This window comes from Nocardia sp. CDC519, assembly GCF_059509835.1.
Genome location: NZ_CM183377.1, coordinates 3389565 through 3405989 on the forward strand (window position 1 = coordinate 3389565; position 16425 = coordinate 3405989).

General features: G+C 68.1%; 8 protein-coding genes (1 of these 8 cut by a window edge). 2 read left to right on the top strand and 6 right to left on the bottom strand.

The window, feature by feature from the left end:
* The 6 genes from AC5W7N_RS14890 to AC5W7N_RS14915 form a co-directional block, all read right to left on the bottom strand.
* Window positions 1-9981: the beginning of a DUF5005 domain-containing protein gene (locus AC5W7N_RS14890; protein WP_495921732.1), read on the bottom strand. Its footprint begins 39120 nt before the window's first position; 9981 of the gene's 49101 nt are visible here — the first part of the coding sequence; its start codon is at window positions 9979-9981; its stop codon lies beyond the left edge, outside the window.
* Between the two features lie 9 nt (window positions 9982-9990).
* Window positions 9991-10575: a hypothetical protein gene (locus AC5W7N_RS14895; RefSeq protein ID WP_163811324.1), complete on the bottom strand. Its 585-nt coding sequence runs from the start codon at window positions 10573-10575 to the stop codon at window positions 9991-9993.
* A gap of 1145 nt (window positions 10576-11720) precedes the next feature.
* Entirely contained in the window at window positions 11721-13127 is a 1407-nt protein-coding gene (locus tag AC5W7N_RS14900; RefSeq protein WP_495921733.1) for a hypothetical protein, read from the bottom strand.
* Window positions 13128-13545: 418 nt separating this feature from the next.
* Window positions 13546-13989 (bottom strand): L,D-transpeptidase, encoded by a 444-nt coding sequence (locus tag AC5W7N_RS14905; RefSeq protein ID WP_280499726.1) that lies wholly within the window; start codon window positions 13987-13989, stop codon window positions 13546-13548.
* 238 nt (window positions 13990-14227) lie between these two features.
* Entirely contained in the window at window positions 14228-14422 is a 195-nt protein-coding gene (locus AC5W7N_RS14910) for a hypothetical protein (RefSeq protein ID WP_163811330.1), read from the bottom strand.
* 39 nt (window positions 14423-14461) lie between these two features.
* Window positions 14462-15178, bottom strand: coding sequence for a uracil-DNA glycosylase (locus tag AC5W7N_RS14915; protein WP_163811332.1), 717 nt, complete (start codon window positions 15176-15178; stop codon window positions 14462-14464).
* A gap of 170 nt (window positions 15179-15348) precedes the next feature.
* Here AC5W7N_RS14915 and AC5W7N_RS14920 point away from each other — a divergent pair, with 170 nt between their 5' ends.
* Together AC5W7N_RS14920 and AC5W7N_RS14925 are read left to right on the top strand one after the other, a co-directional pair.
* Window positions 15349-15792: a GyrI-like domain-containing protein gene (locus AC5W7N_RS14920; RefSeq protein WP_163811334.1), complete on the top strand. Its 444-nt coding sequence runs from the start codon at window positions 15349-15351 to the stop codon at window positions 15790-15792.
* Window positions 15789-16235: a GyrI-like domain-containing protein gene (locus AC5W7N_RS14925; RefSeq protein ID WP_163811336.1), complete on the top strand. Its 447-nt coding sequence runs from the start codon at window positions 15789-15791 to the stop codon at window positions 16233-16235. The genes AC5W7N_RS14920 and AC5W7N_RS14925 overlap by 4 nt, the downstream gene beginning before the upstream one ends.
* Window positions 16236-16425: the final 190 nt, after the last annotated feature.

Genomic DNA, 16425 nt, shown 5'->3' on the forward strand with positions numbered 1-16425 from the left:
ACCGCTGGGGTTGAAGGCGGTGACCTGGCCCGGATCATCGCGCCCGGGTGGGTCCATGACCCCGGGATGCTTCGGCGCGGTGTCGGTTCGGCGCCCGGGGAGGTCGAGGGCGTCCGAGGCAGCCACGGGTGCATTCGCGGTTCTGCCGATACCTGTGGGGTCGGCGCGCGGTGCATCGGGCTGTGCGATGGGCGATGTCGTGCCCGGATCGGCGACGCCCGCTGACACGGGCTGTGTGAACGCCACGGCAACGCGAGTGTGCTTCGCCGGCGGTCCCTCCAGCGCCAGTACCTCGACCTCGGTGAATCCGCGGCGGGTGGCCATTTTCCCGGTCCAGGTGGTGCGGGCCGCCTCCTCCGGTGTGAGACCGGCCGCGATTCCCGCGTTGAACGTGATGAGGTTGGAATCCTGGCCTGCCTCGGCCTTCCACGCTCCCTGGATGCTCTGGACGTCTCGGCCGATCGCCTGCCACAGGTCATCGAACATCTCGGCGCCGCTGGGAGTGCGGTCGGAACTTCGTACCCGCAGGATGAGGTTGCCCGAGCTGTCGACCTCGCCGGAGATCCCCTCGAGCAGCTGGGTGAGGTCTGCCGGGCCGGTGGCGTCGTACCTGTTGACGTAGCGGACGACCGGGGCTTCCTCGGTCCTGGCGCGCAGGAAGTCCATCACCTGGGCATGCCAATCGGCGCCGCCGATGCTGTCGAAGGTGGCGCGCAGTTCGGCGAATTGCTCGGTGAACGCCTCGAGGTCGGCACGCAGCATGTCGTAGTCGAGGAAGTCGTAGCTGCGCGCACCGGGGGCGAACGCGAAACGCGTGGCGAGGGGGCCGAGCAGTTGGCGCATCGCGGCGACCGCTGGATCGCTGGTACCGGGGTCGGCGGGGATCGGCTCCGATCGTTCGGAGGTGTGGGCGTGGTCGTCGCCGGAACCGTCGGGGTTGTACGCGGTGACCTGGCCTGGGTCGAACCGGCCGGGTGGGTCCATGACGCCGGGATGTTTCGACTCGGCGCCGGCCCTGCGGGTGGGGAGGTCGAGGGCGTCCGATGGGTCGGTGCGGGTGTTCGATCGCGCATCCGACGGCCGATGGGGAGCGTTCTCAGCCGCGGGCGTCCGGTGAGAGGCTGACCCGGGATCGGAGTCGGAGGCCAGATCGCTGACGTCGATGACGCCGACCAGATACGTCGACGGGAGGTATCCCGGCGCTCGCGAAATATCGGTGTGCAGCTCGACCTCGGTGTAGGGGACGTCCAGAACTATCGCTGTCGCGCCGGGCCCGGTGAACCGGGGATCACCGTGAGCGTCGAAACCGATTTCGTCGTTCGGCCCGAATATCCGCGCGGTCCCATGCAGGGCTCCCTGATCCACATAGCGCAAGCCGTTGTCGATAATCCCAGGGATGGCGGCCGGGTTTCTCGTGACGTGCACGACGCGGGCGTGCCCATCCGGCAGGGGAGGAAGGGCGTCGACGGTGGTGGCGTATCGGTCGAGCTCGCCGGGCCGCAGTTGCCTGCTCGGCTCCGCGACGGGCGGAGCGTCGCGGGAAATGCTCGGAAGTCCCGCGATTCCAGGGCGTTCCGGCGATCCGTCGGATTCCGGGGCAACAGTGAGCGCGGTGGGCCGTTCACCACCGGCATCGTCCCAGATGTCATCGTCGGGCAGTTCCTTCCCGTGCACTGCGGCGAAGGCGAAGTCGCTGAAACTCGGTCCGGCCTCGTCGAATTCGAACCATATCGTGGTGGTGCCGTCCCGGCGGCGATCTATGCCGAAACGGTGGGCCATGTAGCGGGCCAGCTCCGCGACAGTATTCTCGGAATATACGATGAGGGGGGTCGGTGTCACCGCGGCGACGTCGGATATCTCGAAGCGCAGTATCCGGGACCCGCTCGTTCCCGACTTCGTCGCCGATACCTCCCCGCCACCTCGCGTATGGGTGTACATCGATACCAATTCCCGACCAAGAGTTTCGGTGGAGCGTGCCTGGTCCGCGTTGGCCCAGTCGGCGACGAACCGGCGGATATCCGCGCGAGCGGTGGCGACGGCGTGCGTCTTGCCGGTCGAGTCTTGATCAGCGGCCGTGGTCAGTCGCAGTTGGTTCGCGGCGGCCGTAGCGGTGCGGTCGGTGAGCGAGGATGATCCGCTGGGTTCCCGGTACCCGAGTCTTGTCGACGGGGCTGGAAAACGACGATCACCCTGTGCCGAATAGGTTGCCGGTGTGCCGATATGAAGAAGCACATCCGATTCCCAAGAGTAGAATCCGCGGTCCGTGCCATGCATTTCCGCGAGATCGGTGACGAAGGTTTCGTCCCCGAGGCCCAGGCGGCGTGCGACGTCGTCCACGACCTCGCGCTGATCTGGTTCGCCACCCCACATCGCCACCGTTCTGGTGGCGAATCCGGCGTCGGTCAATCGTTGCGCCAGTGCGATGCCATAGGCGCCGGTGACGTCCGACCACATCTCCTGTTGCCTGGTGAGGTGATCCAGCCCGACCAGGATCGCCATTTTCGCGCCCGGCGCCCGCATCGTTTCGGTGATGACCTGCGCCATATGCGATTCGCGTACGTCACGCAGGGGCGAACCCTTCGATGACGAGGGTCGTTGCACATCGAACGGAACGATGGTGATTCCGGCAGCGGCCATGGCCTTGACTGTGTCGGCCCAATTGGTGAAGCCTGGCCCGCATTGGATCCCGCTGAGGTCGACGTTCTCCCCCGCGTTGAGGGCGTCGAAGGCCGGATTCGGAGGTGCCTCGATCCCGTAGTGGGTGACGCCGGCGGCCCGCAGCGCAGCGGCCTGTTGCGTGAGGAAATCCCGTCCTGCCGGGTTGGTGTGGGTCTCACCGAACAGCACGATCTGTGCGTCGGCGACCAACTGGGCCATATCGGCCGGTTGCCGGGCGAGCATCGTGCGTGCCAGCTGTTGGATGTGCGGAGGGTCCTCGGCGAATTGGTTGGCCAGCGGCGACCCGTCCGGTGCAGCGACGGGCGACGCGGGCGCATCCGTCATGGAGCCGGGTTGTTGCGCGTCGACCGGCCCGCCAGGGTCGGTGGGGATCAGGAGCCGGTCGAGGTCACCGACAGCGGCCAAGGCGGCTCGATGGCGTTGTTCGGCGGCTGCGGCCCGCTGGTCCAGCTCGATCGACCGGTCTGCGCTACTGGTCGCCTCCTGCGTCAGCCATGTTTGCAGCGGTGACGGATCGAGGGCACGGGCGGCCGGGTCATGCGGGAACGTGTCGATCAGCGATCGGTACTGCAGGGAAGGGTCTTTCGGTGACGCGCGCTCCAGGACCGCGATCAGGGCATCGAGCCAATCGATCTGTTCGACCAGCGACTCATACTGCCGGGCCGACCGTTGGTATTCGAGTATGTCGGTGTGGTCGACTGCGTCCAGATATTGCCCCGCGGCCCGCATGCGGTCGAACAATGCGGAGTACACCAGGTGCACCTGACCGACGACCGCGCCACCGAGATCGGCGAGCATTCCGACGGCCTCGTCGTGATGGGCAGTGTCGCGGGCAGCGGCCATGATCGTGGCCGCGATCGAGCTGACAGTGGAAAGCGCTGCACGCCAACGAGTTTCGTCGTCAGCATCGACGCGGGAGCGGGCCATCGCGGCAGCGGCGTCCGCCATTTCCTCGACCGCGCTGGCGAATCTGGTCAACTGCCGCGACCGCTCGGTCGTGGGCGCATTCGCCTGCTCGGCCGCTCGCAGTTCTGCGAGACGAGCCCGGATGTTGGCGACCGGGACCGCGGGGGCCTGCGGATCGTTGTCCGGCGACGGTCGGCGGGGTGCGTCCCCTGATGGCCGACTGCCGATGCTGTCCGGTGGGGCTCCGGGCTGATCCTTCCCGGCGGGCGCAGACAGATCGATTGCGGTGAGCGGCCGGTGGATTTCGAACCACGAGGATTTTCCCGAGCCGTCGTTGAATGCGGTTATGCCGGCATCGTCGGCGGCCGCCGCCATCATGGGCAGACCGCGGCCGCGTTCGGCGGATGCGTCCGGCATATCGCGGATCTCGGGTGAATATGTGCTTTCGTCGTGAACTTCGAAACGAAGTTTGCGTTCATCCGCCGTGTCGGTCTGGGTAATGACAACCTCGACCTTGCCGTCGGTATCGGCAAGGGCGTTCGCAATCAGTTCCGACATGAGGATGACCGCGATGTCTACGCCGTCGGAATCCAGCCAGCTGAACGACTCGTTCAGCAATCTCTCGAGGCGGTGACGTTCCGCTGAGATGGTGCGCGTGCGCGCCCTTTCACCTGCCCTGCCGGAGGGGCCCTGTGCTGCGTCGCTTGCCCGGACGGTGTATTGCTTGCGGGTATTCGGCGACGGCGGATCGGCTGCGCTCTGCGACGGTCTGCTGCCGATGCGCCTGTGGTCAGATCCCTCGTGGGGCCGGCCGTCGGCCGACATGTGGTCGTCACGGCGCGGATCGTTCGGTGTGTCTGCGGCCGCGCCCGATCGGACCAGCAGTGCGTCGTCCAGGCCGGGTTGGCCGGTGGGTATCGCGTTGATGTCGTCTTGCAGGGCCGCCGGCACATCGACTCGCTGGTCCGGCGGCAGCTGCTCGGCCTCGGGGGCGTCCGCGCGCAATCGGGGGACCAGGTTGCCGTCCCGGTCGAACTCGATGGTTTCGAACCGCTGTTGTTCCGCGGGCAGGCTGATGCGTTTTTGCTGGTCGCGGAGCCAATCATCGAAGCCGACAGCCTTGTTCAGCAGGGTGCGGCGGTTGCGGAGGTCTTTGGGGCCGTAGTCGTTCGCGGTGTCACGATCCCGCGAGGCGGCCAGATCGACGACGAGCACTTTCGGATCGTCGACCGAGGTGCTGTCGTTGACCAGCAGCACCATATGGTCGTCGGCCTCGGTGCTGATGCCGTTGGCCGTGTCTTTCCATTTGTAGACCAGGACCGTGATCCCACCCGGCCGCGACTCGAGCGATTCGACCACCTCGTGCAGCGACCCGCGCCCCTCGAGCTCCGCACCGAATATCCGGTGGACGTCGTCGAGCCCGTATCCGCCCAGTTTGGTGGGCGGCACCTGAAAGCGGTCGGCGTTGTCGGGACACAACACTCGCATTCCGGTCACGGCATTGTTGACACAACTGGTGGGACTGCGCCGATGGATCTGTACGACCAAGTCGAGCAGAGCCGAGAGCGGCAGATATCGCGACGCGGCGGCAACGATATCGTCGGCTGTCCCGTGGTCGACAGCGCTGGTCTGGGTGCCAGGCTTCTGAGCGGCGGCATCCTGGGTTGCCGTGTCCGTGACTGTCGTGTCCGCAACCGCCGCGTCCACGACTGCCGTGTCCACAGCTGATGTGTCCGCGACTGCCGTGTCCACGACGGCCGCGTCCACGTCGGCCGTGTCCACGACAGTCCCGTCCGGGTGGTCGTGGTCGATCGGCAAGGAAACGGCTGCCGCCGCGGCGGCCTCGTCACGTGTCGCAGGTCCGTCGGAAGCCTCGGACTTGGCGGTGTTCGCGGCGAGCAAGTGATCGCCGAGCGCTTCACCGAGGATCTCCCGGGCGATAGCGGGGGTGATGCCGGCGGCGGGATAACCAAGGGCTGCGGCGAGAGCGTCCCGCGCTTCGGCCACCGCCGGATCGAGCGTGCGCATACCTTCGGCGCCATCGACAGCGGTGATCGGCAGGCCGAGTCCGGCGGCGAGCCGGTCCCGCAACGGAATCGCATGGTTCACAGCCTGCTCGTCGGTGAACAGAGCGTGCTGCAATGTCGTTGCGGGAGCGGTGGAATCGACATGTTGACGTAGTGCCTCGGCGGCCGCCGGGGCGATACCGGCAGGTTGCAGCAGCTGATGGATCGGGTCGAGCGCACCAGTGCGTTCGAGTACGGCGATGTGGTCCGCGACGGTCTCAGCCGGAATTCCCAGCAACCCGGCCAGGCGTGCGCTCCGATCCGCCGGCACGTCCGGACGGGTGAAGTCGACGTCGCCTGCGTACAGCCCGGTGTCGGCCTCGGCCAGGGCGAGGGCGGGCATGGCGGTCGAGAAGGCGTGATGCCGGATGAAATCCGCGGTCGCGTGCCGCAGCGCCCGCTGCTGTAGTTCGGGCACCAGCTCACGGACAGCGTGACGCGCCTCGACGACGGCGTCATGAGTCCGGGGCGTGGGGGCGGCCTCGTGAGCGGCCACGGCCTGCTCATAGTGGACGACCGCCTCACGGACCCCGCGCAGGTGCATGGCATTGCGAATCAGAGCATCCTGGGACGACATCACCACTTGCGCGCTGCCGAGCTGGCCGTTACGTGCCGTCCGGTTCTTGGCCTGCTCGTGGATGTACGACTGCTCCGGCGCTTCGGTGATCCAGACATGCATGCCGCCCTTGGCCTTCACCTCGCCCGATACCGAGATGTCGACGCCGCGTCGGCCCTGCCCGTTGATCACCAGGATCTTGCCCTGCTCACCGGCTTCGTCGAAAATCTTCTGCAGCTGGGCTTCCCAGTCCGCGCCCCAGCCGATGATCCGCTTGGCGTCGACCGCTTCGATCGCCTCTCTCGGCACGCCGGCGCGTACCAGCGCCTCCACCTGCCGCTCGACCAGGTCGTTGCGGTGAACCAGGATCTCCTGGAACCGGCCCGCACCCCCATCCCGCATCTCGTTCGCGTATTCGGCGATCGTGCGCAGCTTGGCGTGGGTGCTTTCGACTACGTCGTGCTGGCCTTCCACCAGCCGATGCGGCTGCGACCGCGCGATCTCATGTGCCGGTTCCAGTCCGTAGATCTTCTTCAGCACCGGGTTCAGGTCGGTGAGCGTGCCGGACGCGCCGGTCACTTCATCGAAGAGGGATTTGTCGCCGACACGGTAGATTTCGACCGAATCTATGCGTTTGGCCGACTCCGCATCCGCGCGCACCATGATCTGATGCTGCTCGGGACTCTCCCCCCGAGCCGCGGCCGCGCGGAACTCCTTCGCCTCGATGGCTTGCGCGAGGCTTGCCTTGCCCGGCTCCGCGCTCCACCGGGACTCGCTCGAGGTCTTCGGGTTCCGTTGCAGTCCGTGCTCGGCCTGATCGATGATGACGATCTTGCCCGCGTCCATTTCGTAGTGGACGCCTCTGCGGACGAGAAATTCGGCGTGGGCCGCGGTCTCCAGCCGGGAGAGACCCATTCCCTCCAGCCAGTCCTTGCCGCCGGGCAGCGCCTCGAGCTTTGCCCGCCCCCCGGGCGTGAGCTCGGGTTGACCGTCGTACCAGTAGAGGATTTCGGGTGTGCCGTCGGCGTGCACGCCGATTTCCTCGGCAATTCGCGCGAGACCGAAATCCTCATGGGACAGCTTGTTGTTCGCGATCGCCTTCGCGAGGAAGTCGTGCGCGTCGAAAACCTGCTTCGCCGTGGCCTCCGGCGCCGCTTGTTCGGGACCTTCGGACCGGAGGAACTGCCGTTCTCCACGGTCGATGACGGCGTCGAACTCGTCGATCAACACATGCCGTGGGGGTTTGATGCCGGCATTGGCCAAGTGCCCGACTGTTTCGCCGGTCGCGACCACCACCGCCGGCCGCCCCTTCGTGATCGGCCCGAAGCCGCTCTCCTGGTCGGCCCGGAACACATCGATATCGAAGTTGGCCAACAACTTCCGATAGGCCTCGGTTTCACGATGGGCCAGCCCATCGGCCGTGGTCACGAGCAGAACATCGCCGTGCTGCACCGCACGTTGTATCGCAGCGGCCATGAATACCAGCGATTTGCCCTGTCCAGGCTTCATTTCCACCGGACGTGAAGCCAGCGTGTAGACGGCCTCGGCCTGTGCGACCCACAACACCATGCCGTCCGGCGTGTCCGCATCGATCGTGCCACGCCGGATGATCTCCACCGTCGCCAGCATCGACTGGTGCTCATCGCCGCTGCGCAAACCGGCCGACAACACGTCGTCGGGTAGGTTGCGCAGGCGCTGACCTTCCGGTACATGGTCGGCGGAGGCCGCATGGTATTCGGCCAGCAGATCGACAGCCCGATCGCGATTACTACGCGCCGGACCGGCGGACGCATCGGCTCCGTCGGTCCGACCGCCCTGATCGGAGGCGGGGGCACCGTCCTCGTTGCGAATCGGAGACGAATGAGTTTCCGCCGCAGCCGCTTCGGCGCCGTCACCGGTCGAGTCGGTTCGATGCGAGTCCGCGGGATTGTCCGGTTCGTGTTCGCCGGCGGCCTGCCGCAGCGGAGTCGGCTGTTCTCCGTCACTCGTCGATCGATGCTCGTCGTGAACTCGCGACGGCCCGGCTGCGTCGTCGGCGACTGGATGGGGGCGTGCGGGCGCCGCGTTGCCGGCGCCGTCCGCGACCGCAGTGTGTTCTCGGGCCGGGAGAACGGCCTTGTCGGGAACCCCGCCGTCCGGCCGCGCACTCGCCGGGACATTCGGCGGCGGCGAGGTTTCTCCCGCCGCCTCGGCCCGAGGCACGGGCGCTCGCCCGGCAGTGGCCGACTTCTCCGTCGGCGGCCGCTCGGCTGTCGCGGTCGCATCCGAACGCGGCCGAGCGGGCGCGGAATCCGATGCCGCAGCACCGGCAGTGGTCTGCGCTCCCGCTGCTCTACCGCCGGTTCCTTCGGGTGTTCGGGTGCTGGTCCCTTCGGGTGCTCGGGTGCTGGTTCCCTCGGGTGTTCGGGCGCTGGTTCCCTGGGGTGCTTGGCTGCCGGCGCCCTCTGGCGCTCGATCACCGGAACCCTCGGGCGTCCGACCATCGGTCGCCCTGGCCGTCCGGGCACCGGCACCGTCAGCCGATGCCGATGCCGATGCCGATGCCGATTGCCCGCTCTGCGATTGTGGGTGCGCGGCTTCGGCCTTCCCCGCGCCCTCGGCAGGGGGCCTGGCAGGGGCTTGCGTGGAATTCCCGGTCGCCGCAACCGGCTTCCATGCCTGCCGCGCGTCGTTCCACGCTTTTTTCGATTCCGGCGACACCGTGACCGGTGGCCGAGGCGCTGCGGCCTTCCCGTCCTGCCCGGCCGAGACGGCATCGGGTGGCGTGAACGCCCCTCCGCCGTCGACCGCGGGCGGGCGGGCGCTTCGGGCGTACACGCCCCCGGCGAAAGCGCCGTTGAGCAGCGGCCCAAGCACCTGCTCGTAGTGCTGCGGCCAGCCCGCGACCAAGGAGGCCGCGGCGAGGCCCGAGATCCCCCCGGCCACACCATGGACCACACCCATGGCCAACCGACTGGACGCGATCTGGGGGAACACCATCGGAGCGAACCGGCCCGCGAGCATGCCGCCGGCCGCGCCGCCCGCACCGGCCAGAGCGGCGACCTTGATCGACGTCAGATCGATACCCGTGGGGTTGGAACCGTCCGATCCCATGATCTCGAGCGTTCGGTCACCAGTTGCGACCTGTAGCGCCTGCACACCGGCGTCGACACCCACGGGCAGCGCCACTGCCATGCCCATCCACTTGGCGAACTGTGCCGGCCCCAAGCCGCTCAGTCGGGCGGCCACCTGGGCTCCACCCGCCCGAATGGCCTGATTGAGGCCCGCGCGCATCACGGCGACCTCGGCGCGGCCCTCGGCCAGGGTGGCCTGCACCGCAGGCGCGGCCGCGACCGGACCGGCCGGACCCGCCGCCGTGGCGGCGGCGATCAAACCGTAGATCCGCCACGCCAAGTGGATTCCGAACGCGAACATCACGCACAGCCACTTCTCCGCGTCGTTGGCCGCCCCCTGCGCCTGATCGGCCAGGGCGTCCACATCCTTGCCGAGCCGGGCCGCGTCTTTCCGATAGGAGCTCAGCATCGTACGCAGCTCCTCGGCCATCTCGCCGACCGAATCCTCTTGCGTCACCAGGCTGGCGAGATCGGCCGAGTGGCCGTCCAGTTCTGCACTGCGGGCACGTAACTCGGCCGCCAGCCGGCGCAACCCGGAAATGTCGGCACGGGGGAGTTCCCCGCCGAACACCACCAGCTCGATCGGAGTCCGCAGGAAACCGGGCAGCGCTTCGAAGGCTCTGCGCAGCTCCACGACCGGGCTGAACAGCGAACCGTCCATCTCCTCGACCTACTCCGGTCGCGATGCCGCCGCGACCAGGATCGCATGCAGCAGTCGTGCCTGAATGCCGGCCTGCTCGCCGCGCTGGACTACCTCCGCGAACGCGATGCCGAGAGCCTCGTCCACATCGAATTCCGCTGGCGCCGTTACGCCTCCGGTCAGCTCGGCACGCCAGCCCCGGTAGCCGAGCACCACCTCGGAGAGGGCGGGGCGCGGGCGCGGCAGGGTGCTCAGGTATTCCGCGATCAGGACGCGTTGCGCCTGCCGACGCGCGAGACCGCCACCGGCAGCGTCGAAAGCGCGGCCGAACGCCCGCAAGGTGGCCGTAGAGATATCCGGCGGTGCCGGCGCGCCCGACTCCTCGGTATCGGCTGTAGTCACCTGGGTGTGTGCGGGCGCAGGCGAAGGCCGGGCAGGTTGCCTCGGCTGCTGTGCGGCGTACCGGTCGAGCGTCATCGACCGGGCACCGTCCTCGATGTCCGGTGCCGCGCGATCCCACCAGACCGTACCGAGCCCGTCACCGAGCTCGGCGACCGCGACGATCTCCAGCACAATCATCGGATAGTCGGTCAGGACCCGGTCCACGGCGGTCACGAACTCCTGTACCGGCGCGAGCTGAAGACCGGGAGTATCGAAACCGGTTACCTGGACGCCGTGTCGCTCGGCCAACGCGCGTGCCAGCCGTTCGATCTCCGATCCCGCCCGGTCGTCGCGTCGATCACGTTCGCGGGCCTTGTCACCGGCCCGCGCGTTCGGTCGCGGTGCGGGACCCTGCCGCGGATCCGCCCCGGCGTTCGCTGGGCGTCCAGCGTTTCCGGGGGCACCCGGTGTCCGGGGTTGGCCTGGTGTGCGGGGCGGCTGTTCGGTCCACGGTGTTCCATCCCTTCCAGCGGGTCCCGCGACCCGGCTGCCGGGCGGTGCACCCGGCGTGCGGACGTGGCCTGGTGTGCGGGGCGGCTGCGCCGTCCACGGTGTCCCGTCCCGTCCCGCGGGTCCTGCCACGCCGCCGCCGGACGGTGCGCTCGGCGTCCGGGCACCGGACCCGGCTGCGGGCGAAGGTGATGCCGCGGACGACGATGGCGATGCCGGCGATCCGGACCGCTGGCCGGGCGCGCCGGCCGCATCGTCGCTCGCTGGGCCGGATTCGGGCCGGGAACGACCCCACGGCGCCTGGGATGGTTGTCCGTTGTCCACCGAAGGCAGCTCCGGGGATCCGCCGGACGGCGTCGCGCCAACGGGCCCGTCGTGGGCACCAGTCGGGAGCCGGTCGGCGCCCTGCGGCCCGCTGACGGGATACTCCGGCGGATTCGGTTCCAGCGATACCTCGGCCTGATGGGACGGGTCCGGCCGGCGTCCAGCCGGCGATTGCGGGTCTGCCGTGCCATTCGATGGCCACTCGGTGTGGCCGGCTCTTCCCGGGCCCAGATCCTGACCCGCCGCGGCCACCCTCCTGGCGCCGTCGGCGTCTCGTGCATCAAATGTATCGGCAGCGCTGACGATTCCGGCCGCGGTCCGGCGCAGGCTGCCCGCCATGGCCTCCACGGTGGAAACCACGTGTTCGGCGCGCGGCGTGAACTCCTCGGCGAACATGCGCCCCATGTAGTCGTCGCCGTAGCTACTTTCCGCCAGCCGCAAGCACTCCTGCAGCCCGGCGTGGGTGCGCTGTACCCGATCGGCGATGGCGGCCAGCCGCGCGCCGCGCGCCCGCAGGCCATCCAAGTCCAGTCGCAGCTCGCCGGTCATCTCCCACCTCGGGCCGATGACATCGGTCCGCCGGTCCGTAGTCGGAATCGGTGCTCGAAATCGGCGATGAACGCGGACAACGGCACTGAGGAGCTCGAGCGCTCCACCACGCCATCGTCCGCGACATAGAAGACCGCCCGGTCGAGCGCGATCTCACTCTCCGGCGCCGGCGATCGCACCATCCAGCCCACACTGATCCGCTCGGCCCGCAATGTCGAGAGCGGGAATTCGGTCGTGTCGTAACCCCGGCCGCGGATGTGATCTCGGACCAGCTTCAGCGCCTCCGCCTCCAGGATGCCGACGACGTCTCCGGCGACGAGATCGGCGAGCACGAACTGGAACAGGGCGCCGTCGGCATCGACCTCGGCGTTCTCGCCGACAACTTGCGCGATCGCCGCGCGGGTCACCGCTTTGGCCTGCGCGGCCGAGACCAGCAGTTCAGCAGCATCCTGCGACGGGCCGTCCAGCACGCCCGCCACCACCTTCGCCACCGAATCGGCCGTCCACACGGCGGGCAGCGCAGGTGCGCATTCGGCCATCGGAGCGGATTCGCCGCGGTACCACTGTCCCTGGTCCCACCAGTAGCAAAACGACAACATCCCGGTCAACACCCGCGGGTTGAGAACCGGGTCGGCCACCCAGGCCGGTGCTCCCGCGAACAATCGCGGCATCGCCGCATCGCCGTTGTAGGCGGCTACCAAGACCGGTGCATCCCAGACACCACCTGACAGCACCGCCCGATCACCGGGCAGCAGCGTCAATGTCGAACCGCTGTGCCGTGAACTCTCGAAGATGCCGACCGACGGGCCGATACGCGGGCCCCGTTCCGACCCGGCCGCCACGAATGCCGCGGACAGCACCGCCCACCGGGCCCACAGCGCCGCCAGATCCGGCAACTCGCCGGCCACCGGCACTGCCTGCACGCCCGCACTCCGATCAGCGCGCACAGCGTCCGCGGCTGCGCGCGGCGACCTCGATTGGGGCTCACCGCGCCCGATGTAGGCGGCCAGCCACGCATGCAGCCGCGTGTGCGGATACTGTTCCAGATCCGCCAGATAAGCCTGTGGCGCGAACAATTGCTCACCGGAGAATGGCTCCGCGCCCCGATCGATGACGACCTCGGCCCCATCGGAATCGACGTGCACGATCAGCCGCCACCACGGCCCATCCTCGAGGCTTGCGGACAGGACGCGATGTCGGCGTACCAACTCCCACACCTCATCCGACACCTGACATCTGACCGGTTGGTCGCCGTCATCGGCGACGAACAGCGCAGACTCGGCGACAACGGTCATCGCGAAGGACGCCTCCAACCGGTGTCGCCCCGGCGGCGCGAGCGCACGCAGCCCCGCGACGATCCGATCGGCCAATTCCGCGAGTTCCGCACCCTCCGGACCGATCACATCACTCTCCCACGTCGGCGGACCTCCGTCCTGCGCCAGGTGAACCCGACCCGGACAGCGTCGGGCCGAGCGGCCGTCGGGATCGCACTCGGATCAAAGATTTTCGCAATCCCGGTGCGGGTGCAACCAGGCCTCTTGCCAGCTGTGGAAAGAGTTCGCGCGCGCAGTTCTCCCCGGACTGTTGGGCCGCGCCGCCGCGACGGCACACCGACCATCGTCGGTTCTGCCTCGAGGCACGGCGGCGCGCGCCCGTCGAGCGCGGTGCTGTCGATTCCACCCCAGACTCGGGCGCGGGCATGTAGCGGCGACGTCGGCAGCGAGTCCGATCACAGTGCTCAGCGGACGCGGACGTGTCGAGTCCGTCGGCGCGGGTCGTGGCGGGCGGACTGGCCCTTCGCGGTTCTTATCGGTCGGAGAGTCAGCGGACGACGTCGACCCGGTCGCCGGGATGCAGGTATTCGAAGAACCGGTGCGCGCCTTCTTCGGTCATCCGCACACACCCGTGCGAGGTGTGCTCGACCGGACCGACGTGGAAGGCGATGTCGTTGTTGAAGAACACCGCCCAGCGCATCGGGGCGTGATGCATGGTGCTCCAGTGGAAGGGCCGCTTGAAGTCGACGTCGAACACGCCAGGCGGCGTTTCGTAGCCGGGCATACCGTGCGAGATCGGGGTGGGTCCGAAGACCACGCGGCCGTTGTCGACCAGCCAGGCCTCGTTGGTGCTCAACCGCATACAGGCGCGGGCTTCGGGAGCGCAGGGCGCTGAGGTCGGGATGATCGCCGGAACGCCGGGAATGTCGGGTCCGCCGGGGAACAGTGGTTCGGTCTGGGCGGGGGCCGCGAACAGCACACCTGCGGACACAGCGCCGAGAAGCACTCCGAATCGAGCCGACCAGCTGCGGAAACGGTTACTGCGAATCAATTGTCCGAACCTCTCTAACCCTGCCGGTCGGCCTGCACGAGTCAGGTCGCCCGGGCCATCTCGTCTGCACAAGCCTGGGACCACCGAGGTAGTGGTGATCATGGCCGAGCGGCCGCACCTGGTCAACGATGGCGCGCGACTGGGATGAGTCCGTTACCTGCGCTCGGTCGCGCCGCGGTCAGTCCTCGCTGCTGTCGCGGCCGGCGAGGTAACGCAGTAGGTCCGGGTCGGAGGAGGTGAGGTGGTCGAGTTCCTCGTCGCCGGTGCAGGGGTAGAAGGTGACGGTGACGGCATCGGGCCGCCGCGCGGTGACGCGCCAGATGGCGCCGGAATCGTGCCAGCGCTGCAGGACTGCGATGGGGTTGTCCGGCATGAGTCTCCGCGGTCCTCGGTTACGTGATCGGCCTCGACGTTACCGCCCGGCGGGTAACCCGGCGGCGGTCGCGGCCCGCACGAGCATGTCCTCGATCATGGCGGGCGTGAGCCGCCCGGTGAAGGTGTTCTGCTGGCTGACGTGATAGCAGCCGAACAGCTGCAGCGGTTCGCGGGTGTCGGTGGGCGCGAGCTCGTAGTGGGCGCCGTGGCCGAACTTGGGTCGCGGCCGGGGAATCTGCCAGCCGGCGTCGGCGAGCACCGGGAGCAGGGCCTGCCAGCCGAATGCGCCGAGCACCATGACCGAGCGCAGCGTCGGTGCCAGCAGCCGCAGTTCGGTGTCGAGCCAGTGCCGGCAGCGGTCGCGTTCTTCCGGGGTGGGTTTGTTGGCCGGGGGAGCGCACCGCACCGGTGAGGCGATCCGGACGCCGTGCAGGAGCAGCCCGTCGTCACGGCTCACGGCGGTGGGCTGATTGGCCAGTCCCACCCCGTACATCGCCGCGTAGAGCACCTCGCCGCTGCGGTCGCCGGTGAACATCCGGCCGGTGCGATTGGCGCCGTGCGCGGCGGGCGCGAGGCCGACGATCAGCATGCGCGCGTCGGCGGGGCCGAATCCGGGCACCGGGCGGCCCCAATAGGTCTGATCCCGGAAGGCCGCGCGCTTCTCCCTGGCCACCAGTTCTCGCCACGCCACCAGGCGGGGGCAGGCCCGGCAGTGTGTCAGCGTTTCGTCGAGCTCGGCGATGGTCCGGCACACCAGCCAATTCGATCACACGCCACGGGGTTTCCTGTGCAAATGTCCAGTTGAAGGCGACGTGCGCGAAACGATCTTGTGACCGGCACCGCCCGCCACGATTGGTAGCATGGCGGTCCTGGCCGACCGGATGCGGACTATGCCCGGTGGATTCATCTCGAAAGAGTCTTTCCATGCAGTTTGAAATCGTCGAGCGGGACGAGACGTGGGTTGCCGGGCTTCCGGTGCGCAGCCCGAAGCGTGCGCTGCGGGAACTGCGGGATCAGGACCTGGAAGCGGCGTGGGCCGCGGTGCTGCACCACGACCTCGGCGGGCCGCTGGCCAGCGCCTACACCGACTACTCCGCGGAGCTCGGCACCTACAACACCCAGATCGTCGGCTATCAGTGCTCGTCGTTCGACGAGGTCACCCGTGGCCATCTGGTGGCCCGGCTGCCGCGCGGCACCTACGCGCGTTTCTCCTCGATGGGTGAGTTCCCGCAGATCATGACCGGCCTGTGGACCCAGATCGCCTACGCCGAGGAACACAAGCAGATCAAACGCACCTTCACCGGCGATTTCGAGTGTTATCCGCACGCCTACAAGATCGATCTCTACCTGGCGGTCGATCCGCGATGAGCTATTCCATCGTCGTCCGCAGCGAGGCGATCTACGGCGGTCTGGTGGTGCCGCGGGTGCGGCCGAGTTTCAAGGTGAGCAACAGCGAGCTGATCGAGTTCCTCAAGGATCGCCTGCGCGATCGGACGGCGGGCAGCGCGGCCGCCGGCGGCCCGATGTTCACCGTCTATGTCCCCGATCCCACCGAGACCTACAACGCGCTGGTCGGTTTCGAGTATCCGGCGCCCGAGGCCGCTCACGTCGGTGATGTGCTGGTGCGGGTACCCAAGGGCGTCTACGCCCGGTTCGTGCCGAACGGCGATTACCACGATCCGGTCGAGGATGTGTGGGCTCAGGTCGACGACGCGACCGCATCGGCCGAGATCACCCGCGCTTACCGTGAAGAGATCGAGATCTGGCACGGCCCGCATTCGGTGGAGTTGTTCATCTCCATTCTGGTGTAGCTTGCCGTTAGTTTGCTGTACACGTACCAACCGGTCTCGTTTCTATCCCGGTATGCGGACTTGAGCGGCCTGACCTGCGGGTTTTTCCGGAAGAAAAATTGGTTTTCGGAAGATTAACCAGATATCTAGTCAATTCTGGCCCCGATGACCCATACTGCCCATGACGTACTCACTCCGCGTTCGGGGCGCC

What these genes read in the sequence shown, in the direction of transcription:
- AC5W7N_RS14910 (WP_163811330.1), bottom strand. Translation starts at nt 14,422, where the DNA reads ATGCCGGACAACCCCATCGCAGTCCTGCAGCGCTGGCACGATTCCGGC.
- AC5W7N_RS14920 (WP_163811334.1), top strand. Translation starts at nt 15,349, where the DNA reads ATGCAGTTTGAAATCGTCGAGCGGGACGAGACGTGGGTTGCCGGGCTT.
- AC5W7N_RS14925 (WP_163811336.1), top strand. Translation starts at nt 15,789, where the DNA reads ATGAGCTATTCCATCGTCGTCCGCAGCGAGGCGATCTACGGCGGTCTG.